Here is an 18,915-nt window from a genome sequence, read left to right as displayed (position 1 = left end):
ATTCACGCATGAGCCAAGCCCCTCTCGTCCTCGTCGACGGTTCCTCCTACCTGTACCGCGCCTTCCATGCCCTGCCGCCGCTGATGACTTCGGCGGGCCTGCCCACCGGTGCGGTCAAGGGTGTGCTGAACATGCTCAAGAGCCTGCGCAAGCAGTACCCGGACAGCCCGTTCGCGGTGGTCTTCGACGCCAAGGGCGGGACCTTTCGCGATGCGATGTTCGCCGAGTACAAGGCCAACCGGCCGTCCATGCCCGACGAGCTGCGGGTGCAGGTGGAGCCGCTGCACGCGACGGTGCGGGCCCTGGGCCTGCCGCTGCTGTGCGTCGAGGGCGTGGAGGCCGACGACGTGATCGGCACCCTGGCCCGGCAGAGCGCGGCGGGCGGGCGCCAGGTGGTGATCTCCACCGGCGACAAGGACATGGCGCAGTTGGTCGATCCGCACATTACGCTGGTCAACACCATGACCGGTAGCACGCTGGACATCGATGGCGTGAAAGAGAAATTCGGCGTCGGTCCTGAGCTGATCATCGATTACCTGGCCCTGATGGGCGACAAGGTCGACAACATCCCCGGCGTGCCCGGCGTGGGCGAAAAGACCGCCCTGGGCCTGCTCACCGGCGTGGGCGGCGGGCTCGATGTGCTCTACGCCAGCCTGGACAAGGTGCCCGAGCTGCCGATCCGCGGCGCCAAGGGGCTGCCGGCCAAGCTGCTGGAGCACAAGGACATGGCCTACCTGTCCTACCAGCTCGCCACCATCAAGTGCGACGTGGAGCTGAACGTCGCGATCGATGCCCTGCACCCCGGCGAGCCGGACCGCGAGGCCCTGGCCGAGCTGTACCGCACCCTGGAGTTCAAGAGCTGGCTGGATGACCTGCAGCGCCAGGCCAAGTCGGACGGCGAACAACTGGCCCTGCTGGATGCCCCTGCGGAGCCGGCCGTCGAGACGCGCTATGAAACCGTGCTGGAGCAGGCGCAGTTCGACGCCTGGCTGAAGAAGCTGGAAGCGGCGCCGCTGATCGCCTTCGACACCGAGACCACCAGCCTCGACGCCCAGCAGGCGCAGGTGGTTGGGGTGTCCTTCGCCGTGGAAGCCGGCGAAGCCGCCTACGTGCCCCTGGCCCACAGCTACATGGGCGTGCCCGCGCAGCTGGACCGCGACGCGGTGCTGCAGGCCCTGAAGCCGCTGCTGGAAGACCCGGCCAAGGCCAAGGTCGGCCAGCACGCCAAGTACGACATGAACGTCCTGGCCAACGCCTCGACCCCCATCACTGTCCAGGGCATCGCCTTCGACACCATGCTCGAGTCCTATGTGCTGGACTCCACGGCCACCCGCCACGACATGGACAGCCTGGCCCTGAAGTACCTGGGCCACAGCACCATCCGCTTCGAGGACATCGCCGGCAAGGGCGCCAAGCAGCTGACCTTCGACCAGATCGCCCTGGAGCAGGCCGGCCCCTACGCCGCCGAGGACGCCGACGTGACCCTGCGCCTGCACCAGGCGCTGTGGCAGAAGCTGGAGGCCGTCCCGTCCCTGGTCACGGTGCTGAAGGACATCGAGATGCCGCTGGTGCCGGTGCTGGCGCGCATCGAACGCAACGGTGCGCTGGTGGACGGCAAGCTGCTGGGCCAGCAGAGCCTGGAACTGGGCGAGAAGATGGTGGCCCTGGAGCGCCAGGCCTACGAGCTGGCCGGGCAGGAGTTCAACCTGGGCTCGCCCAAGCAGCTCGGCGCCATCCTCTACGAGAAGCTCGGCCTGCCGGTGCTGGCCAAGACCGCCACCGGCCAGCCCTCCACCGCCGAGAACGTGCTGGCAGACCTGGCCGAGCAGGACTTCGAGCTGCCCAAGGTGATCATGCAGTACCGCTCCCTGAGCAAGCTCAAGAGCACCTACACCGACAAGCTGCCGGAGCAGATCAACCCGCGCACCGGGCGCATCCACACCTCCTACCACCAGGCGGTGGCGGCCACCGGGCGCCTGTCCTCCAGTGATCCGAACCTGCAGAACATCCCGATCCGCACGGCCGAAGGGCGGCGCATCCGCCAGGCCTTCGTCGCACCCAAGGGCTACAAGCTGCTGGCGGCGGACTATTCGCAGATCGAGCTGCGCATCATGGCCCACCTGGCCAAGGACGAAGGCCTGCTGGACGCCTTCCGTCATGACCGCGACGTGCACCGGGCGACGGCGGCGGAAGTCTTCGGCGTCGAGCTGGACCAGGTCAGCAATGACCAGCGCCGCAGCGCCAAGGCCATCAACTTCGGCCTCATCTACGGCATGAGCGCCTTCGGCCTGGCCAAGCAGATCGGCGTCGACCGCAAGCAGTCCCAGGCGTACATCGACCGCTACTTCGCCCGCTACCCCGGCGTGCTCGCCTACATGGAGCGCACCCGCGAGCAGGCGGCTGCCCAGGGCTTCGTCGAGACGCTGTTCGGGCGCCGGCTGTACCTGCCGGAAATCCACTCGAAGAACCAGGCCATGCGCAAGGGCGCCGAGCGCACCGCGATCAACGCGCCGATGCAGGGCACGGCGGCGGACATCATGAAGCGCGCCATGGTGGCGGTGGATGCCTGGCTGCAGGAGAGCGGCCTGGATGCGCGGGTCATCCTCCAGGTGCACGACGAACTGGTGCTGGAGGTGCGCGAGGACCTGGTGGACACCGTGCGCGACGCCATCCGTCCGCTCATGAGCGATGCCGCCGAGCTGGATGTGCCGTTGGTGGTGGAAGTCGGGGTGGGCGACAACTGGGACGAGGCGCACTGAGTGCGCCCATCGGCTTAGCGCTGTTTCGCATAAGGGGCAGCGCTGACCGGACGAATAATTTCTGACGCAGCGGTGAACTTTTGTGAAGCATGCCCGGTCAGAGACTGGGAATGGCTGGTGAAGCCTTCGATGCTCCTTTTGCTGTGTTTAGTGTTGGCAGATATCTGAACCCCGCCCTAGCGGTTCAGACTTGAACCCCGGAACTTCCCCCTCCCCATACGAAGTCCGGGGTTTTTTTTGCCTGCGATTCAGGCGTCGGATGCGCCGTCGCCGTCTTCTTCGAATTCCTCGCCCAGCTGCAGCCAGCGGGCCAGTACGGCCTGGGCCTCTTCCACGCCCTGGCGCTTGGGTGCGGAGAACAGCTGGATGCTCACGTCATCGCCCCAGCCCTTGCGGATTTCCTGGCGCACTTTCAGCAGCGCGTTCTTCGAGGCGCCATAGGCCAGCTTGTCGGCCTTGGTCAGGAGGATGTGCAGCGGCATGTGGCCGGCGCTGGACCAGTCCAGCATCAGGCGGTCGAAGTCGGTGAGCGGGTGGCGGATGTCCATCATCAGCACCAGGCCGACCAGGCTCTCGCGGCTGCTCAGGTAGGCCTCCAGGTGGTGCTGCCAGTGCTGCTTGAGGGGGATCGGCACCTTGGCGTAGCCGTAGCCGGGGAGGTCCACCAGGCGGCGGTCCTCGTCCAGGGAGAAGAAGTTGAGCAGCTGGGTGCGGCCCGGGGTCTTCGAGGTACGCGCCAGGTTGGCGTGGGTCAGGGTGTTCAGCGCGCTGGACTTGCCGGCGTTGGAGCGGCCGGCGAAGGCGACCTCCAGGCCCTGGTCGGGCGGGCACTGGTCCACCTTGGCGGCACTGATGAGGAAGCGGGCCTGCTGGCACAGGCCGATGATCGGATTCTTGAATGACATGAAGGAGTCCACAGGGTGCGACCTGGTGTCGCAGAGGGCGGTTTCGTTTCCGTTTGGGCAGCGCCAGTATATAATGCCGCAGATTTAGTGTGCGCTTTATCCCCCAGGGTACAAGGGCCACGGGAACGACCAGGGCACTGCAGAAAGCCCGGCGAAGCCCCTCTGATGAGGTTGATCATGAAGAAGATGGTATTCGTCGCAAGCCTTGCGGCGCTGGCCTTTGGCGCTCAGGCTGCTCAGGATCCGGAAGCCGTTTTCAACCGGACCTGCGGGGCCTGCCACAATGGTCAACTGCCTATGGCGCCCAAGAAGGGCGACAAGGCGGCCTGGGAGCCGCGACTGGCCAAGGGCACTGATGCTCTGGTTCAGAGCGTCATCAATGGTTTGAACGCCATGCCTCCCCGAGGCTTGTGCATGGACTGCAGTGCCGAAGACTACAAAGCGGTCATCCAGTGGATGAGCCAATAACGAAGGTAGTCGGGCGCTAGATTCTTTCACCCTTAGCCGTAATTGGATTAGCTGATGAACAAAGTACTCGTGAGTCTGCTGTTGACCCTGGGCATCACCGGTCTGGCCCACGCCGCAGGCGACGCCAAGGCCGGCCAGGCCAAGGCCGCCGTATGCGGCGCTTGCCACGGTCCGGACGGCAACAGCCTTGCCCCGAACTTCCCCAAACTCGCCGGCCAGGGCGAGCCCTACCTGCTCAAGCAGCTGCATGACATCAAGGACGGCAAGCGCCAGGTGCTGGAAATGACCGGCCTGCTGACCAACCTCAGCGACCAGGACCTGCAGGACATCGCCGCCTACTTCTCCAGCCAGTCCGGCAGTGTCGGCGCCGCCGATCCCAAGCTGGTGGCCCGTGGCGAAGCCCTGTTCCGTGGCGGCAAGCTGGAAGAAGGCATGCCCGCCTGCACCGGCTGCCACTCCCCGAACGGCGCCGGCAACGCCGCTGCCCGCTTCCCGCACCTGGGTGGCCAGCATGCCCAGTACGTGGCCAAGCAGCTGACCGATTTCCGCGAAGGCAACCGCACCAACGACGGCGACAACATGATCATGCGCGCCATCGCCGCCAAGCTGAGCAACAAGGACATCGAAGCCGTTTCCAGCTATATCCAGGGTCTGCACTAAGCTTTCCCGAGCGGTAGTAAACGGTAAATGAAAGGGTGGCTATGGCCACCCTTTTTCATTGGCAGCCTCGCTACAATGCGGAACCCGCCCAGCGGCCCCCGGTCGAAGCTGGGCCCGTCGCAGAACCCCACGATCCGTCTAGGAGCCAAGCATGCGTAACCTGATCCTTTCCGCCGTACTCGCCAGCGCGAGCCTGTTCGGCATGACCGCCGCCCACGCCGAAGACATCCAGGTGGGCAAGCAGTATGTCGAGCTGAGCAGCCCGGTGCCGGTCTCCAAGCCCGGCAAGATCGAGGTGGTGGAGCTGTTCTGGTACGGCTGCCCGCACTGCTACCAATTCGAACCGACCGTCAACGCCTGGTCCGAGAAGCTCCCGGAAGACGTCAACTTCGTGCGCGTTCCCGCCATGTTCGGCGGCCTGTGGAACGTCCACGGCCAGCTGTTCATCACCCTCGAGAGCATGGGTGTGGAGCACAGCGTGCACAAAGCCGTGTTCGACGCCATCCACAAGGAAGGCAACAAGCTCGCCACCAAGGAAGCCATGGCTGATTTCCTCGCCGCCCACGGTGTCGACAAGGAAGCCTTCCTCAAGGCCTTCGACTCCTTCGGCGTGAAGAGCCAGATGGAGAAAGCCAAGAAGCTGGCCGTTGCCTACCAGATCTCCGGCGTACCGACCCTCATCGTCAACGGCAAGTACCGCTTCGACATCGGCTCCTCCGGTGGCCTGGAGCAGACCACTGCCGTCGCCGACTACCTGATCGCCAAGGAGCGTGCCGCGAAGTAAGCGGCACCGGGGCAGGCCCATGCTGCGCCGCTGGAGCAACGATCGCACCGCTGGCCTGCGCACCGCGCAGGTCAACCCTCATTGCGACGCCAGCGGCTTGCCCGAAGACGGGCGGCTGCGCCTGCTCAGCTTCAACATCCAGGTCGGCATCAACACCGGTCACTACCGTCACTACCTCACCCGCGGCTGGCAGCACCTCCTGCCCCATGCCGGGCGAGCCGGCAACCTCCAGCGCATCGGCGCCCTCCTGGGTGACTTCGACCTCGTCGCCCTCCAGGAAGTGGACGGTGGCAGCCTGCGCTCCGGCTACGTCAACCAGGTCGAACACCTGGCCCAGCTCGGTGCCTTTCCCTACTGGTACCAGCAACTCAACCGCAACCTCGGGCGCCTGGCGCAGCACAGCAACGGCCTGCTCAGCCGCCTGCAGCCCACCCAGCTGGAAGACCACCCCCTGCCCGGCCCGCCCGGTCGCGGCGCCATCCTCATGCGCTTCGGCGAGGGCGACGACGCCCTGGTGGTGGTCATGATGCACCTCGCCCTCGGCACCAAGGCCCGCACCCGCCAGCTCGCCTACATCCGCGAGCTGATCGGCAACTACCGCCATCAGGTGCTCATGGGGGACATGAACACCCACGCCACCGACCTGCTGCACCACTCGCCCCTGCGTGACCTCGGGCTACTGGCGCCGCAGGTCGAGGCCACCTTCCCGAGCTGGCGCCCCCAGCGCTGCCTCGACCACATCCTGCTCAGCCCCAGCCTCACCCTGGAGCGCGTGCAGGTGCTCAGCCAACCCATCTCCGACCACCTGCCGGTGGCCGTGGACATCCGTCTGCCCGCCTTCCTGCGCGGCGACGCACTCCCGGCCAGGCTCGACCCTTCCGGATCCGCACCATGAGCGACGACGGCCAGCGCTGGAAAGCCAAGTACCTGGAAAGCCTGGAAGAGCAGGAAAAGCTCGAACGCCTCTGGGAGGCGCGCCTCGACCTGCTGCGCCGGGGCCTGGTGCGCAGCTCCCTGGCCGCCGAAGGCACCGACAAGTCGGTGGACGCCTGCATGCAGGAGTTGCGGGAGATCATCCGTGGCGACAAGATCGACGCCGGCCTGTCCGCCCTCATCCCCCGGCTGGAAAAGGCCGTGCTCGACTCCGAGCAGCGCCGCCAGCAACGCATCCAGCAGAACGTCGGCGCCCTGGGTGGCCTGGCCAACCAGCTGCTCAAGCTCGACGTGCCACGGGACGTGCGCAAATCCCTCAAGCAGTTCGCCAAGCGCCTCGACGAGCGCGCCGGCAGCTCCCGTGAGATGCCCGCCCTGCTCAGCGAACTGAGCGAGCTGCAGAACCGCGCCCTCGAAGTGCTGACCGGCGACGCCCCGCCGCCGCGCCCCGGCCTGCTGCAGCGCCTGTTCGGCAACGGCGAGGGCGGGGCCGACGAGGCCCTGCCCGCCGCGCAAGATGCCCCCGTAGCCAACGCTCCGGCCGCGCCTGCCCCGGTGCCCGCCCCGGCCCCGGACGACGATGAGGACGACGACGCGCTGGACAGCCCCGCCGCCGCGCCCCAGGCTGCTGCACCTGCACCTGCACCTGCACCTGCACCTGCACCTGCACCTGCACCTGCACCTGCACCTGCACCTGCAACCAGCACCGCAGCCCCGCCGAGCGCTCCCGAGCCGGCGGCAGACGCCGTCGCCCCCAGCACCCCAGCGCCGGATGCCCCGCCCGTAGCCGCCCCGGTCGCCCTCGCGCCCAGCCCGGCCACGCCCGAGGCAGCGCCCGCGTCCGCCGTCCGGTCCGTAGCCGCTGCGGATGAACCCCGCCCGGGCCTCGACAGCCTACCCATGCCCCACAGCCTGATCACCGGCGAAGGGGACCCGGCCTACGAACTGCCGCCCGCCCCCGAGCCCGGCTACAGCGCGGTCGCCCCCCACGTCGCCGCCAGCCTGCGCAGCCTGCTGGACGAACTGGAGCTGCCCGAACGCCACAAGCCCCAGGCCGAAGACCTGCGGCGGCGCCTGGAAGGCAACCTCAACTGGTACGAACTGGTTCCCGTGCTGGATGACCTCGCCGTGCTGGTGCTGGCCATCACCGACAACGGCCATCGCGAATTCGCCGGCTACCTGCAGCAGCTCAACGAGCGCCTGGCGGCCTTCGTCGCCACCCTCACCAGCGCCCACCAGGGCTACAACGACGAACTGCAGAACGCCCGCCAGCTCGACGACCAGCTGCGCGAGCAGGTCAGCGGCTTGCAGAGCAGCGTGCAGGAAGCCACCGACCTGGACGACCTCAAGCGCGCCGTCGAGCAGCGCCTCGAAGGCCTGCTCAGCACCATGAACAGCTTCCAGCGCGAGCGCGAAGTGCGTGAGGCCGAGGTCAGTGGGCGCCTGCAGAGCCTCATCGAGCGCGTCTCCACCATGGAGCAGGAAGCCAACACCTTCCGCGACCACCTTGAAGAGCAGCGCCAGAAAGCCCTGCGCGACACCCTCACCGGCCTGCCCAACCGCGCCGCCTGGAGCGAACGCCTGGAGCTGGAAGTGGCGCGCTGGAAGCGCTACGGCGGCGAGCTGCTGCTGGGCGTGCTGGACATCGACCACTTCAAGCGGATCAACGACAACTACGGCCACCTGGCCGGCGACAAGGTGCTCAAGCTGATCGCCGGCGAGATCGCCAAGCGCCTGCGCAAGACCGACTTCATCGCCCGCTTCGGTGGCGAGGAGTTCGTCCTGCTGATCCCCGCCACCCAGCTCGACGGCGGCCGCCAGCTGCTGGACAACCTGCGTGCCGGCATCGAGCAGTGCCCGTTCCACTTCAAGGGCGAGCCGGTGACCATCACCCTCTCGGGCGGGCTGGTGTCCTTCGCGCAGGGGGAAAGCGACGCGGCTGCGTTCGAGCGTGCCGACCAGGCCCTCTACCGGGCCAAGCGCGGCGGCCGCAACCGCATCGAACTGGGTTGAGCGCCGCCTACGCTGCGCTCGTCAGGTAGGGCTTCCACGCCTCCGGCACCTGCTCCAGGCGCGGGTAGTCCAGCGCATCCAGTTGCAGGCGCGACAGCACGAAAGGTGTGTGCCGCAGGTTGCGCGGCACCGCCCGCAGCTCCGGCAGCCACAGGCTCACGTACTCCGCCTCCGGGTCCAGATGGCGCGCCTGGCGCAGGGCATTGAACGCCTGGCTGCGCTGCGGATCGCTCGCCACCCCGGCCAAGTAGGCCCAGTTGCCCCAGTTGCTCGCCGGCTCGTGGTCCAGCAGGTGCTCCTCGAACCAGGCCGCGCCATGGCGCCAGTCCTGCTGCAGGTCGCTGACCAGGTAGCTGGCCACCACCTGGCGCAGGCGGTGGGCGAGAAAGCCTGTGGTCGCCAGCTCGCGCATGGCCGCATCCACCAGGGGCAGGCCGGTGCGCCCGTGGCACCAGGCCTCGAAGCGCGCGTCCAGGTTCTGCGGTGCCCGCGCCGTGGCGCGCACGCCGCCGGGCTGGAACAGCGCCTCGCCGTGGCGCAGCAGCGTCCAGCGGAAGAAGTCGCGCCATAGCACCTGTTCCCACAGCAGGCGGGTCGAGGCATTGGCGCCGTACTGCGCCTCGTGGCGGCGCAGCTCCGCCACCACCCGGCGTGCCGACAGGCAGCCGTTGGCCAGCCAGGGGGAGAACTTCGAGGAATATTCGGTTCCGGTCAGGCCGTAGCGGGTGGTCTCGTAGTCGCGCACCCCGCGCCCTTCCCACAGGTAGTCGCGCACCCGGGCCAGGGCCGCCGGTTCGCCGCCGGCGAAGGGGAAGGTGCTGTTCACATGGGCCAGGGGCTCCCCCAGGCCGAGGCGGGACAGGCTCGGCAGCGGCTCGAACAGCCGGTCCGCCGGTTCCGGCGTCGGGGGCAGGGCGGCCGGGGCCGAGCGCGGCTGGAACACGCTGAGGCGTTGCTGCACCTGGTCGCGGAACTGGCTGAACACCGCCGGCAGGGCCTCCACCGGCGCCGGCAGCTCCTCTCGGCGCAACAGCGTATCGCCGGCGAAGGTGGTCAGCGGCACGCCGGCCAGGGCCTGGCGGGTCTCCTCGATCAGCGTCCGCGCCGCCGGTGCCACCTCGTCCAGGGTCAGCACCTCGTCCAGCTGCAGGTGGTCCACCAGCGCCGGGATCACCTGGGACGCCACGCCCTGAACCACCAGCAGGCGTGAGCCACGGTGGCGCAGCTCGCCGTCCAGCGCTGCCAGGCTTTCCAGCAGGAAGCGCATGCGGTGCACGCCCATCGGGCGGGTGCCGAGGGGGCCGGGGCGCAGCAGGGTCGGGTCGAAGACGTACAGCGGCAACACGCGCTCGGCGCCCAGGGCGGCCTGCACGGCCGGGTGGTCGTCGAGTCGCAGGTCCTGTTTGAACCAGAGCAGGCGACGCATGGCGAGGGTCCTCATTGGGCAGGTCCGTTTCCCGGGTTGTCCTAGTGTCTGTACACGTTATAGGCAATTTCCGGTCGTTGAACAGTGCCGTCCGGAAGGGCCGGACGCACGCCGGGCGGCTGCGTATAATCGCGCCCCCTTGCCTGGCACCCCCGCGATGAACGGGGGGCCGTCATCCTCACCGGAGCCTTTCGATGCGTGCATCCTTCCACCGCGCCGCCTGCTGGCTGGGCGCGCTGGCCCTGGGCCTGTGCTCCGCCCAGGCGCCTGCCGAATCCCTGCTGCCGCTGATGGACAGCAACCTGGCGTTCACCACCCTGCCCTATTCTGCCGGGGAGAGCTTCGTCCGCCCCGGCAACGAGGCCCCGCGCCCGCCCCTGGCCAGCGCCGGCCTCGGCTGGCACGCCAGCAGTGCCGAGCACCTGGCCCTGAGCGGGCTGAGCCTGATCGTCGCCGCGCCGGAGCTTGAGCTGCTGGACCTGGCGCTGCTGCCCCGGGACGACGCCCGCGAACCGGGCCGCACCGCCCAGCTCAGCGGCACCTGGCTGTATGCCTTCGGCATCGGCGACAGCGAATGGCTGCTGGACGGCGGCCTCGACTGGGCCGGCAGCGAAGGCTCGCGGGCGGCCGGCTTCGGCTTCAGCCCGCAACTCAGCTTCGATGCCGGCGACTACTTCTTCTCCCGCGAGCGCGAGCTGCTGCTCGGCCTGCAGTACCTGCAGCAGAGCGGCGGCCTGGGTCAGGGCGACGACCGCCTGCTGCCCTTGCCGGGCGACCAGCGCGCCCTGCGCGGCACCCTGCGCTACCGCTTCTGACGCCTCGCCGGGTGCCGCTCGACGGCACCCGGCCCACCCTCCTACCATTCCGTATCCCGCACAGGAGCGCTCATGGACATCCTCGGAATCGCGGTGCTGATCTTCCTGGTCACCGACCCCTTCGGGAACATCGCTATCTTCATCGCCGCCCTGAAGAACGTCGCCCCCGAGCGACGCCTCAAGGTTGCCCTGCGCGAGCTGGTGTTCGCCCTCGGCCTGCTGCTGCTGTTCCTCACCTTCGGCGAGAACATCCTCAGCGGCCTGGGCCTGTCCCGCGAGGCCATCGCCATCGCCGGCGGCATCATCCTCTTCATCATCGCCCTGCGGCTGATCTTCCCCCGGCCCGAAGGCGTGCTCGGCGACCTGCCCGGCGGCGAACCGATGCTGGTGCCCCTGGCCACCCCGGCGGTGGCCGGCCCTTCCGCCCTCGCCGTGCTGATGACCCTGCGCAACACCCACCAGGGCCAGCTGTGGGAGCTGTACATCGCCGTGATCCTGGCCTGGGCCTGCACCGCCGTGATCCTCCTGCAGGCCGCCTTCCTCCAGCGCTTCCTCGGCGAGCGCGGCCTCATGGCCGTCGAGCGCCTCACCGGCATGCTGCTGATCATGCTCAGCGTCGACATGCTCCTGGACAACCTGCAAAGCGTGTTGCACATCCGCCCATGAAACGACTTCTCCCCCTCGGCCTGTGCCTGACCCTGCTCGGTGGCTGCGCCCACGACGGCCTGCAGATCGACCGCAGCCACCCCTCGCAGAACCAGAACAGCCGGGTGCAGTACATCGTCCTGCACTACACCTCCACCAACCTGGCCAACTCCCTGCACCTGCTGACCGAAGGCGACGTCAGCGCCCACTACCTGATCGGCGCCCAGCCGCCCACCGTCTACCAGCTGGTGGGCGAGGACCGCCGCGCCTGGCACGCCGGGCAGAGCGAATGGCAGGGGCGCACCTGGCTGAACGCCAGCACCATCGGCATCGAACTGGTCAACGAAGGCTACCGGCAGACCGGCCACGGGCTGGAATGGGAGCCCTTCGACGAGGGCCAGATCAACGCCCTCATCCCGCTCCTCAAGGACCTGGTCAAGCGCCACGGCCTGCCGATGGGCAGCATCATCGGCCACAGCGACATCGCTCCCCAGCGCAAGGTCGACCCGGGCCCGCTGTTCCCCTGGAAGCGCCTGGCCGACGCCGGCCTGGTGCCCTGGCCGGACGACCGCGCCGTGGCCGAGGAACAGGTGCGCTTCGCCACCGCCCTGCCCACCGTGGACTGGTTCCAGATGCAGCTGGAGCGCCAGGGCTACGCCGTGCCACGCAACGGCCAGCTGGACGAAGCCACCCGCAACGTCATCGCCGCCTTCCAGATGAAGTACCGCCCGAGCCGCTACGACGGCCAGCCGGACGCCGAGACCGCCGCTCTGCTGCTGGTACTCAACCGCGGCGCGCGCTGAGCGCCGCTTCTACACCGGCAGCGTCAGGTAGAACTGCGCCCCCTCGCCGGGGCGCGAATAGATGCCGATGCGCCCGCCGTGCAGCCGCACGATCTCCTTGCACAGCGCCAGCCCCAGGCCCACGCCGCCGGGGTTGTGCCCCAGCTGCACGAAGGGCTCGAAGATGCGCGCCTGCTGGCTGTAGGGCACGCCGTCGCCGTTGTCCTCCACGCTGAGGATCACCCGCTCGCCGTGGCGGCGTGACTGCAGGCGGATACGCCCGTCGCGGGGGGCGTGGCGCAGGGCGTTGCTCATCAGGTTGTCCAGCACCCGCTCCAGCTGCGGCCGGTCCACCGGCACCCGGGGCAGCGGGCCCTGCAGGTCCAGCTCGATGGCCACCTGCCGCTCCTCGGCCTGGGCCAGGAAGCGCTCGCGCACCCCGCCGAGCAGCTCGTCCAGGTCGCAGGGCGCCAGGGTCAGGGTCTGCATGCCGTTCTGGTAGCGGGAGAAGTGCAGCAGGTCGTTGATCAGCCGCACCAGGCGCTGCATCTCCTCGTCCACCGTCTGCAGCAGGTCCGCCTCGCGGGAGTCCGGCGCCACCTTCACCCGCTCGCGCAGCAGGCCGAAGGCCATCTGCATGCCGGTCACCGGCGTGCGCAATTCATGGGAGGCGCGCAGCACGAACTCGTTGCGCACCCGCTCGAAGGCACGCTGCTCGGTCACGTCGCGCAGCACCATCACCGCGCCCAGCACCCGCGCATCGTCCAGGCTCACCGGGGTCAGCCGCCAGCTCAGCAGGCGGTGCTCGCCCTCGGCGAGGATGTCCAGGTCCGGGTGCACCTGGTCCAGGGCCTGGCCGGCCAGCACCCGCCGGGTGGTCTCTTCCAGCGCCGGCACCGCCAGGGCCCGGCTCAGCGGCTGGCCCAGCTGCTCGGTGTCCCAGGCCAGCTGGCGCTGCGCCACCGGGTTGGCGTGCTCGATGCGGCCATCGCGGTCGAGGATCAGCAAGCCGTCGTCGATGCTGTCCAGCACCGCCTTCAGCCGCCGCTGCTCGGCCAGCATCTTCTCGATGTTGGTCTCCTTCAGCTGCCGCAGCGCCTCGGCCATCAGCCCGAAGCGCCGGCTCAGGGAGGCCATCTCGCTCACCGAGGAGAGCGGCAGGGTGACCTGGAAATCACCCTGGCCGATGCGGTCCGCCGCCCGCGCCAGCGCCTCGATGGGCGCGCCGAAGCGCCGCGCGATGCCGTGGGCGGTCACCACCCCGATCAGCAGCACCGCCAGGGCCAGCAGGCCCAGCAACCCGGCCACCAGCACCGCCCGCTCGCGGGTGTAGCGCTCGGTGCTGGAGATGTTGTCCAGGGCGAGGCGCTGTAGGTCCAGCATGGCGTTGCGGGTGGCGTTCAGGGCCTCGCTGAAGGCCACATCGTCCATCGGCTGGCGGTCGTCGCGGGCCGGCGTTGCCGACACCTCGACGAAGCGTGCGAAATGCTCGGCGATGGCCCGGAAGCCCTCCCGGGTGCTCTCGTCCCGCGCATTCATCAGCCCCCGCTCCACCACGCTGCGAAAGTGCTGCTGGGCGTCGTGCAGCTTCACCGGGTCGGTGTGCGGCGCCGTCAGCAGCACCAACTGGTCGCCCAGGTGGCGGCGCATCTGCTCGCCCAGGTCGATGGTGGAGAAGTTGTAGGCGATCAACTGCTCCTGGGAACGCGCCAGCTGCATCACGCTGGTCACCCCCAGCAACAGTCCCAGCAGGGCCACGGTGATCAGCGCGGAGATGCTGAGGAACAGCCGTGTGCGCAGCTTCATCGGGAACCTCATAGGCCGTACTGCTTGCGCTTTCGGTACAGCGTGGAGGCGTCGATGCCGAGCGTCCGGGCCGCCTGGTCCAGGGTGTCGCTGGTGGCCAGCACCGCCGCGATGTGGGCCTTCTCCAGGTCCTCCAGGCTCATGGCGGCGCCGATGCGCGGGGCGTTGTTGGCGCTCGGCGCCTCGCTCAGGCCGAGGTTGCCGACGTCCACCAGCTCCTGGCCGCAGATGATGCTGGCGCGCTCGATCACGTTGCGCAGCTCGCGCACGTTGCCCGGCCAGGCGTAGTTCAGCAGCGCCTCCCGCGCCGCCTCGCTGAAGCCCCGGGCCGGCCGCGCGTAGTCCTTCACGAAGCGCGCGAGGAAGCGCTCGGCCAGGCCCAGCAGGTCCTCGGTGCGCTCGCGCAGCGGCGGCAGGTGCAGGGTGATCACGTTCAGGCGGTAGAGCAGGTCCTCGCGGAAGCGCCCCTCGCGGACCATCTCGTCCAGGTTGAGGTTGGTGGCGGCGAGGATGCGCACATCGGCGCGGCGGGTCACAGCATCGCCCACCCGCTCGTATTCCTTGTCCTGGATGAAGCGCAACAACTTGGGCTGCAACGTGAGGGGAAAGTCGCCGATCTCGTCGAGGAACAGCGTGCCGCCGTCGGCCTGGCTGACCCGACCCAGGGTGCTCTCGCTGGCCCCGGTGAAGGCGCCACGGGTGTGGCCGAACAGCTCGCTCTCCATCAGCTCCGCCGACAGCGACGGGCAGTTGATGGTCACGCAGGCCTTCTTCGCCCGCTTGCTCCAGCCGTGGATGGCGCGGGCCAGCTCGCCCTTGCCGGTGCCCGACTCGCCGAGGATGAGGATGTTGGCGTCGGTGTTGGCCACCTGCCGGGCCGTTTCCAGCACCGCCATCATCGCCGGGCTCTGGGAGTCCAGGCCGTCACCGGGCTTGCGCACCTCGCCCTCAAGGGCCTCCAGGCGCGCGGTCAGCTGGCGCACTTCCAGCTGCTTGGCCGCCGACAGGCGCAGCTGGTCGGGGCTGCAGGGCTTGACCAGGTAATCCGCCGCGCCGGCCTGCATGGCGTCCACCGCCGTGTCCACCGCCGAATGCGCGGTGACGATCACCACCCGCATCCACGGCGCCTGCACGCGCATCTGCGCCAGCACGTCCAGGCCGTTGTCCTCGCCCAGGCGCAGGTCGAGGAAGCACAGGTCGAACACCTGCCGCTGCAGGATCGCCTCCGCCTGCGCCGCGCTGCTGGCGGTGGCCACGCTGTAGCCCTCGTCCTCCAGGCAGTACCGGAAGGTGCGCAGGATCGCCGATTCGTCATCCACCAGCAGGATGCGTCCGCGGGTTTCCGTTGCCGATGCCATGTTCTTGCTCCGCTGTGTCGTGTCGTTGTTCGAGGGCGCGTACCCCGCCACCGGGGCGGGACGCGTAGGGGGCCTAGGTGGCCGTCTGGTGCTTAGTCCAGGAAAGATCGTGCAAGTTGCAAGATGATTTCTTACACGGATTGCAGCCTGCATGCAGGCGGTATTTTCGGAGCGAGGCTAACTGACTGTTTTAAAAGGAAAAACGACTTTTTCAAAACCTGGCACAACGCTTGCGAAATCTCCTGCCGAGAGCGTCCGGAATCGCTCGGACCAGGAGAACGGAAGATGACCAGCACCACCGCACAACTGAATGAACTGATCGAGATCACCCGCGACGGCGAGCGCTTCTACCAGCACGCCATCGAAGAAGTCCGCGACCCCAACCTGCAGAGCCTGTTCCGCGAGATGGCCAGTGCCAAGACCGAGGTCATCCAGGCGCTCACCGTGCGCGTCGCCGCCAACCACGAGACGCCCTCCACCGGCGGCACCCTCATGGGCACCCTGCGCCAGGTCTATGCCGACACCCGCGCCGCCCTGGCCAAGGACGAGTACGCCGCCTACGTCGGCCAGCTGGAGCAGGCCGAGGACCGCATCCTGCACGCCTTCGAGGATGCCCTGGAGACCGCCGAACCCAAGGTCCGCGAGCTGATCGCGGTGGAAATGCCCAAGGTCCGCGCCTGCCACGACCGCATGCGCAGCCTCAAGCAGTCCATGGCCTGAGGCGGCCCCGTCCGCCACCTGTGCAGGGAGGAGAACCGGCATGAACCGTCCACAACCCCGTCTCGCGCTCATCGGCAAAGGCCTGCTGGTCGCCTTCGCGGTGTTCCTGCTGATGCTGGTGGAACACCAGCTGCGCAGCGCCCTCAAGGCTCGCGAACACCTGCCCGCGCTGCCCGCCCACATCGAAGTGGTGCCCACGCCGGCGGCGGACCAGCGCCCGGCCACCGCGCCGGCGGACGACCTGCACACCGTGGCGCAACAGCGCTTCCTCGAACCGACGCAGCAACCGCGCTGGGTGTTCTGACCCCAAGGAGCACGACCATGTGGACCCTGGCCCTCGTATTCGCCGCCCTGCTCACCCTCAGCCTGCTGGCCCTGGCCAGCGCCCTGGCGATGGGCAACGCGCTGCTGGAAAGCCATTACCTCAGCGACCTCGACCTCGACACCCCGGATCCCCACACGCCCCAGGACGAAGCCTCCGCCTCGTTCGGTGCACAGCACGACCTCGGCCTCGGCCTGGCGCGCTGAACCTACCTACCACGCAGGAGAACTCACCATGCTCAGTTGGGCCCTTACCTTCCTCGTCATCGCCATCGTCGCCGCTGTCCTGGGCTTCGGCGGTATCGCCGGCACCGCCGCAGGCATCGCGAAGATCCTCTTCGTGCTGTTCCTGGTGCTGTTCATCGTCTCGTTCATCTTCGGCCGCCGCCGCGGCTAGGGAGGCCCGATGCGCACGTTGCGCCCACTCTGCGCCGCCCTGCTGCTGGGCCTTGCCGGCAGCACGGCGCTGGCCGCCGACACCGACGCCGAGTACCGCCTCAACGAACTGCTGGGCACCGACCCGCAGTACCGCGAGACGTGGCAGGACCTGGTGGAGGACGAAAGCCGCCTGCCCGAATGGGTGATGAACCTCAGCGGCACCGCCACGCCCATGCAGGCGGTCAACGAGGATGGCGACAAGTACCTGGTGGGCCAGCTGTGCGACAGCGCCGACTGCGCCCACCAGAAGCTGCTGGTGGCCTTCAGCTGGGACAAGGAGGACGCCTACGCCCTGCTGGTGCAGGTCCCGCCGGGCCTGCCGGCGGACAAATCGCCCAGCCGCCACGCCAGCCTGCGCTGGCTGGGCGAGCCGGACGAGGCCCAGAAGGCGATCCTCGACGCCGAGCTCCGGCGTGATCCGAACTGGTACTGAGCATTCAGACCACAGGCCCCGCAGGCGGGGCCACATGACCAGGGGGCCGGGTTGTTCCGCGTCGACAGGAGCGGCATGACCTAGGGGTACAAGGGGTACCTCCGCACAGGCGGGCCGGGTCAGGCGAAACCGACGCCGGGCGTTCCACACGGGACGCCCGGCGCGGCTCATTGATGTCCAGCCCACAGCTGGCCACCCGTCCGGTAGCCCTTCTGGCGCCGCCCCGATGCCCGCCGCTATCATCCGCCCCCATCGGATTCGAGGGACATCCCCATGCTCAACGGCCTCTGGCTCGGCTTCTTCCTGGTGGCGGCAACCGCCGCGGCGGCACGCTGGATCGGCGGCGATCCCGGCGTCTGGGCGGCCATGGTGGAGAGCCTGTTCGCCATGGCCAAGCTCTCGGTGGAGGTCATGGTGCTGCTGTTCGGCACCCTCACCCTCTGGCTCGGCTTCCTGCGCATCGCCGAGCGCGCCGGGCTGGTGGAGCGCCTGGCCTGGCTGCTGGGGCCGCTGTTCCGCCGGCTGATGCCCGAGGTGCCGGCCGGGCACCCGGCGCTGGGGCTGATCACCCTCAACTTCGCCGCCAACGGCCTGGGCCTGGACAATGCCGCCACCCCCATCGGCCTCAAGGCCATGAAGGCCCTGCAGGAGCTCAACCCCAGCGCCACCGTGGCGAGCAACGCGCAGATTCTGTTCCTGGTGCTCAACGCCTCGTCCCTGACCCTGCTGCCGGTGTCGATCTTCATGTACCGCGCCCAGCAGGGTGCCAGCGACCCGACCCTGGTGTTCCTGCCCATCCTGCTGGCCACCACCGCCTCGTCCCTGGTGGGCTTGCTGAGTGTTGCCGTGATGCAGCGCCTGCGCCTGTGGGACCCGGTGGTGCTGGCCTACCTGGTGCCCGGTGCGCTGCTGCTGGGCGCCTTCATGGCGGTGCTCGCCGGGCTCTCCGCCACCGCCCTGGCGGCGCTGTCCTCGCTGCTGGGCAACCTGGTGCTGTTCGGGCTGATCCTGGTCTTCCTGCTCGCCGGGGCCCTGAAGAAGGTGCCGGTCTACGAAGCCTTCGTGGACGGCGCCAAGGAAGGCTTCGACGTGGCCAAGGGCCTGTTGCCCTACCTGGTGGCGATGCTCTGCGCCGTCGGCGTGCTGCGCGCCTCGGGCGCACTGGAGTTCGGCCTGGACGGCATCCGCAGCCTGGTGGAGTGGGCCGGCTGGGACACCCGCTTCGTCGACGCCCTGCCCACCGCGCTGGTCAAGCCGTTCTCCGGCAGCGCCGCGCGGGCCATGCTCATCGAGACAATGCAGAGCCAGGGGGTGGACAGCTTCCCCGCCCTGGTCGCCGCCACCGTGCAGGGCAGCACCGAGACCACCTTCTACGTGCTCGCCGTGTACTTCGGCGCCGTCGGCATCCAGCGCGCCCGCCACGCCGTGGGCTGCGCCCTGCTCGCGGACTTCGCCGGCGTGCTGGCCTCCATCGGCGTGTGCTACTGGTTCTTCGGCTGATCCCGGCTTCCCGGCGCTTCCCGGGCTGAAGCCCGGGCTATGGCGCTCCGCATCGAACCCGGCGCCCGGGCAATGATGGGCGTCGCACCGCTCAGCCCATCCTGCGTTTGCCGCCATGCCCCGCTTCGTAGGGGGGATCGCGCTTCACC

At 68.7% G+C, this 18,915-nt stretch carries 19 protein-coding genes; 15 read left to right on the top strand and 4 right to left on the bottom strand.

Annotation, left to right across the window (positions count from 1 at the left end):
• Positions 1–8 precede the first annotated feature (8 nt).
• Positions 9–2,759, top strand: coding sequence for a DNA polymerase I (gene polA / locus FBY21_RS19910; protein ID WP_142013155.1), 2,751 nt, complete (start codon positions 9–11; stop codon positions 2,757–2,759).
• 248 nt (positions 2,760–3,007) lie between these two features.
• Here polA and yihA read toward each other — a convergent pair whose 3' ends face one another.
• A complete protein-coding gene (yihA, locus tag FBY21_RS19905) occupies positions 3,008–3,664 on the bottom strand; it encodes a ribosome biogenesis GTP-binding protein YihA/YsxC (protein WP_142013152.1) in 657 nt (218 codons plus the stop codon).
• 177 nt (positions 3,665–3,841) lie between these two features.
• Between yihA and FBY21_RS19900 the strand changes: the two genes are divergently transcribed.
• The 5 genes from FBY21_RS19900 to FBY21_RS19880 all read left to right on the top strand — a co-directional run bounded on the left by FBY21_RS19900 (position 3,842) and on the right by FBY21_RS19880 (position 8,522).
• Complete coding sequence (locus tag FBY21_RS19900; RefSeq protein WP_142013150.1) at positions 3,842–4,132, top strand: c-type cytochrome; 291 nt, start codon at positions 3,842–3,844, stop codon at positions 4,130–4,132.
• A 54-nt stretch (positions 4,133–4,186) separates the two neighbouring features.
• Positions 4,187–4,792: a c-type cytochrome gene (locus FBY21_RS19895; RefSeq protein ID WP_142013147.1), complete on the top strand. Its 606-nt coding sequence runs from the start codon at positions 4,187–4,189 to the stop codon at positions 4,790–4,792.
• A 151-nt stretch (positions 4,793–4,943) separates the two neighbouring features.
• Complete coding sequence (locus tag FBY21_RS19890) at positions 4,944–5,576, top strand: thiol:disulfide interchange protein DsbA/DsbL (protein WP_142013145.1); 633 nt, start codon at positions 4,944–4,946, stop codon at positions 5,574–5,576.
• A 19-nt stretch (positions 5,577–5,595) separates the two neighbouring features.
• The gene (locus FBY21_RS19885; RefSeq protein WP_142013142.1) at positions 5,596–6,471 is read left to right on the top strand and encodes an endonuclease/exonuclease/phosphatase family protein; all 876 of its coding nucleotides are present in this window, start codon (positions 5,596–5,598) and stop codon (positions 6,469–6,471) included.
• Positions 6,468–8,522 carry a GGDEF domain-containing protein gene (locus FBY21_RS19880; RefSeq protein ID WP_142013139.1) on the top strand — a complete coding sequence of 685 codons (2,055 nt, stop codon included), beginning with the start codon at positions 6,468–6,470 and terminating at the stop codon, positions 8,520–8,522. Before FBY21_RS19885 ends, FBY21_RS19880 begins: the two co-directional genes overlap by 4 nt.
• 7 nt (positions 8,523–8,529) lie before the next feature.
• Here FBY21_RS19880 and FBY21_RS19875 read toward each other — a convergent pair whose 3' ends face one another.
• Positions 8,530–9,948 (bottom strand): DASH family cryptochrome, encoded by a 1,419-nt coding sequence (locus FBY21_RS19875; protein ID WP_142013137.1) that lies wholly within the window; start codon positions 9,946–9,948, stop codon positions 8,530–8,532.
• Between the two features lie 194 nt (positions 9,949–10,142).
• Here FBY21_RS19875 and FBY21_RS19870 point away from each other — a divergent pair, with 194 nt between their 5' ends.
• The 3 genes from FBY21_RS19870 to FBY21_RS19860 all read left to right on the top strand — a co-directional run bounded on the left by FBY21_RS19870 (position 10,143) and on the right by FBY21_RS19860 (position 12,211).
• Positions 10,143–10,763 (top strand): hypothetical protein, encoded by a 621-nt coding sequence (locus FBY21_RS19870; protein WP_142013135.1) that lies wholly within the window; start codon positions 10,143–10,145, stop codon positions 10,761–10,763.
• 72 nt (positions 10,764–10,835) lie between these two features.
• A complete protein-coding gene (locus tag FBY21_RS19865) occupies positions 10,836–11,429 on the top strand; it encodes a MarC family protein (RefSeq protein WP_142013132.1) in 594 nt (197 codons plus the stop codon).
• Entirely contained in the window at positions 11,426–12,211 is a 786-nt protein-coding gene (locus FBY21_RS19860; RefSeq protein WP_074969971.1) for an N-acetylmuramoyl-L-alanine amidase, read from the top strand. The genes FBY21_RS19865 and FBY21_RS19860 overlap by 4 nt, the downstream gene beginning before the upstream one ends.
• A gap of 9 nt (positions 12,212–12,220) precedes the next feature.
• Here FBY21_RS19860 and FBY21_RS19855 read toward each other — a convergent pair whose 3' ends face one another.
• Positions 12,221–14,008, bottom strand: coding sequence for a KinB sensor domain-containing domain (locus FBY21_RS19855; RefSeq protein WP_142013129.1), 1,788 nt, complete (start codon positions 14,006–14,008; stop codon positions 12,221–12,223).
• Positions 14,005–15,354 (bottom strand): sigma-54-dependent response regulator transcription factor AlgB, encoded by a 1,350-nt coding sequence (algB, locus tag FBY21_RS19850; RefSeq protein ID WP_044406239.1) that lies wholly within the window; start codon positions 15,352–15,354, stop codon positions 14,005–14,007. Before algB ends, FBY21_RS19855 begins: the two co-directional genes overlap by 4 nt.
• A 285-nt stretch (positions 15,355–15,639) precedes the next feature.
• Here algB and FBY21_RS19845 point away from each other — a divergent pair, with 285 nt between their 5' ends.
• The 6 genes from FBY21_RS19845 to FBY21_RS19820 all read left to right on the top strand — a co-directional run bounded on the left by FBY21_RS19845 (position 15,640) and on the right by FBY21_RS19820 (position 18,766).
• Complete coding sequence (locus FBY21_RS19845) at positions 15,640–16,074, top strand: ferritin-like domain-containing protein (protein WP_044406241.1); 435 nt, start codon at positions 15,640–15,642, stop codon at positions 16,072–16,074.
• 40 nt (positions 16,075–16,114) lie between these two features.
• A complete protein-coding gene (locus FBY21_RS19840; protein WP_044406243.1) occupies positions 16,115–16,378 on the top strand; it encodes a hypothetical protein in 264 nt (87 codons plus the stop codon).
• Between the two features lie 17 nt (positions 16,379–16,395).
• Complete coding sequence (locus FBY21_RS19835) at positions 16,396–16,602, top strand: hypothetical protein (protein WP_074969975.1); 207 nt, start codon at positions 16,396–16,398, stop codon at positions 16,600–16,602.
• A 28-nt stretch (positions 16,603–16,630) separates the two neighbouring features.
• Complete coding sequence (locus FBY21_RS19830) at positions 16,631–16,792, top strand: DUF1328 domain-containing protein (RefSeq protein ID WP_044406249.1); 162 nt, start codon at positions 16,631–16,633, stop codon at positions 16,790–16,792.
• 9 nt (positions 16,793–16,801) lie between these two features.
• Positions 16,802–17,266: an inhibitor of vertebrate lysozyme family protein gene (locus FBY21_RS19825; RefSeq protein ID WP_142013126.1), complete on the top strand. Its 465-nt coding sequence runs from the start codon at positions 16,802–16,804 to the stop codon at positions 17,264–17,266.
• A 273-nt stretch (positions 17,267–17,539) separates the two neighbouring features.
• Positions 17,540–18,766 carry a nucleoside recognition domain-containing protein gene (locus tag FBY21_RS19820; RefSeq protein ID WP_074969981.1) on the top strand — a complete coding sequence of 409 codons (1,227 nt, stop codon included), beginning with the start codon at positions 17,540–17,542 and terminating at the stop codon, positions 18,764–18,766.
• Positions 18,767–18,915: the final 149 nt, after the last annotated feature.

Origin of the sequence: Pseudomonas sp. SLBN-26 (assembly GCF_006715895.1) — a bacterium.
Lineage (GTDB): Bacteria > Pseudomonadota > Gammaproteobacteria > Pseudomonadales > Pseudomonadaceae > Metapseudomonas > Metapseudomonas otitidis.
This window is presented reverse-complemented; position numbering and strand designations above follow the sequence as displayed.

Coding starts and splice junctions, on each gene's coding strand:
- algB (WP_044406239.1), bottom strand. CDS start 15,354: ATGGCATCGGCAACGGAAACCCGCGGACGCATCCTGCTGGTGGATGAC.
- FBY21_RS19835 (WP_074969975.1), top strand. CDS start 16,396: ATGTGGACCCTGGCCCTCGTATTCGCCGCCCTGCTCACCCTCAGCCTG.
- FBY21_RS19825 (WP_142013126.1), top strand. CDS start 16,802: ATGCGCACGTTGCGCCCACTCTGCGCCGCCCTGCTGCTGGGCCTTGCC.
- FBY21_RS19820 (WP_074969981.1), top strand. CDS start 17,540: ATGCTCAACGGCCTCTGGCTCGGCTTCTTCCTGGTGGCGGCAACCGCC.
- FBY21_RS19840 (WP_044406243.1), top strand. CDS start 16,115: ATGAACCGTCCACAACCCCGTCTCGCGCTCATCGGCAAAGGCCTGCTG.
- FBY21_RS19885 (WP_142013142.1), top strand. CDS start 5,596: ATGCTGCGCCGCTGGAGCAACGATCGCACCGCTGGCCTGCGCACCGCG.
- FBY21_RS19895 (WP_142013147.1), top strand. CDS start 4,187: ATGAACAAAGTACTCGTGAGTCTGCTGTTGACCCTGGGCATCACCGGT.
- FBY21_RS19900 (WP_142013150.1), top strand. CDS start 3,842: ATGAAGAAGATGGTATTCGTCGCAAGCCTTGCGGCGCTGGCCTTTGGC.
- FBY21_RS19860 (WP_074969971.1), top strand. CDS start 11,426: ATGAAACGACTTCTCCCCCTCGGCCTGTGCCTGACCCTGCTCGGTGGC.
- polA (WP_142013155.1), top strand. CDS start 9: ATGAGCCAAGCCCCTCTCGTCCTCGTCGACGGTTCCTCCTACCTGTAC.
- FBY21_RS19890 (WP_142013145.1), top strand. CDS start 4,944: ATGCGTAACCTGATCCTTTCCGCCGTACTCGCCAGCGCGAGCCTGTTC.
- FBY21_RS19875 (WP_142013137.1), bottom strand. CDS start 9,948: ATGCGTCGCCTGCTCTGGTTCAAACAGGACCTGCGACTCGACGACCAC.
- FBY21_RS19830 (WP_044406249.1), top strand. CDS start 16,631: ATGCTCAGTTGGGCCCTTACCTTCCTCGTCATCGCCATCGTCGCCGCT.
- FBY21_RS19855 (WP_142013129.1), bottom strand. CDS start 14,008: ATGAGGTTCCCGATGAAGCTGCGCACACGGCTGTTCCTCAGCATCTCC.
- yihA (WP_142013152.1), bottom strand. CDS start 3,664: ATGTCATTCAAGAATCCGATCATCGGCCTGTGCCAGCAGGCCCGCTTC.
- FBY21_RS19870 (WP_142013135.1), top strand. CDS start 10,143: ATGCGTGCATCCTTCCACCGCGCCGCCTGCTGGCTGGGCGCGCTGGCC.
- FBY21_RS19845 (WP_044406241.1), top strand. CDS start 15,640: ATGACCAGCACCACCGCACAACTGAATGAACTGATCGAGATCACCCGC.
- FBY21_RS19880 (WP_142013139.1), top strand. CDS start 6,468: ATGAGCGACGACGGCCAGCGCTGGAAAGCCAAGTACCTGGAAAGCCTG.
- FBY21_RS19865 (WP_142013132.1), top strand. CDS start 10,836: ATGGACATCCTCGGAATCGCGGTGCTGATCTTCCTGGTCACCGACCCC.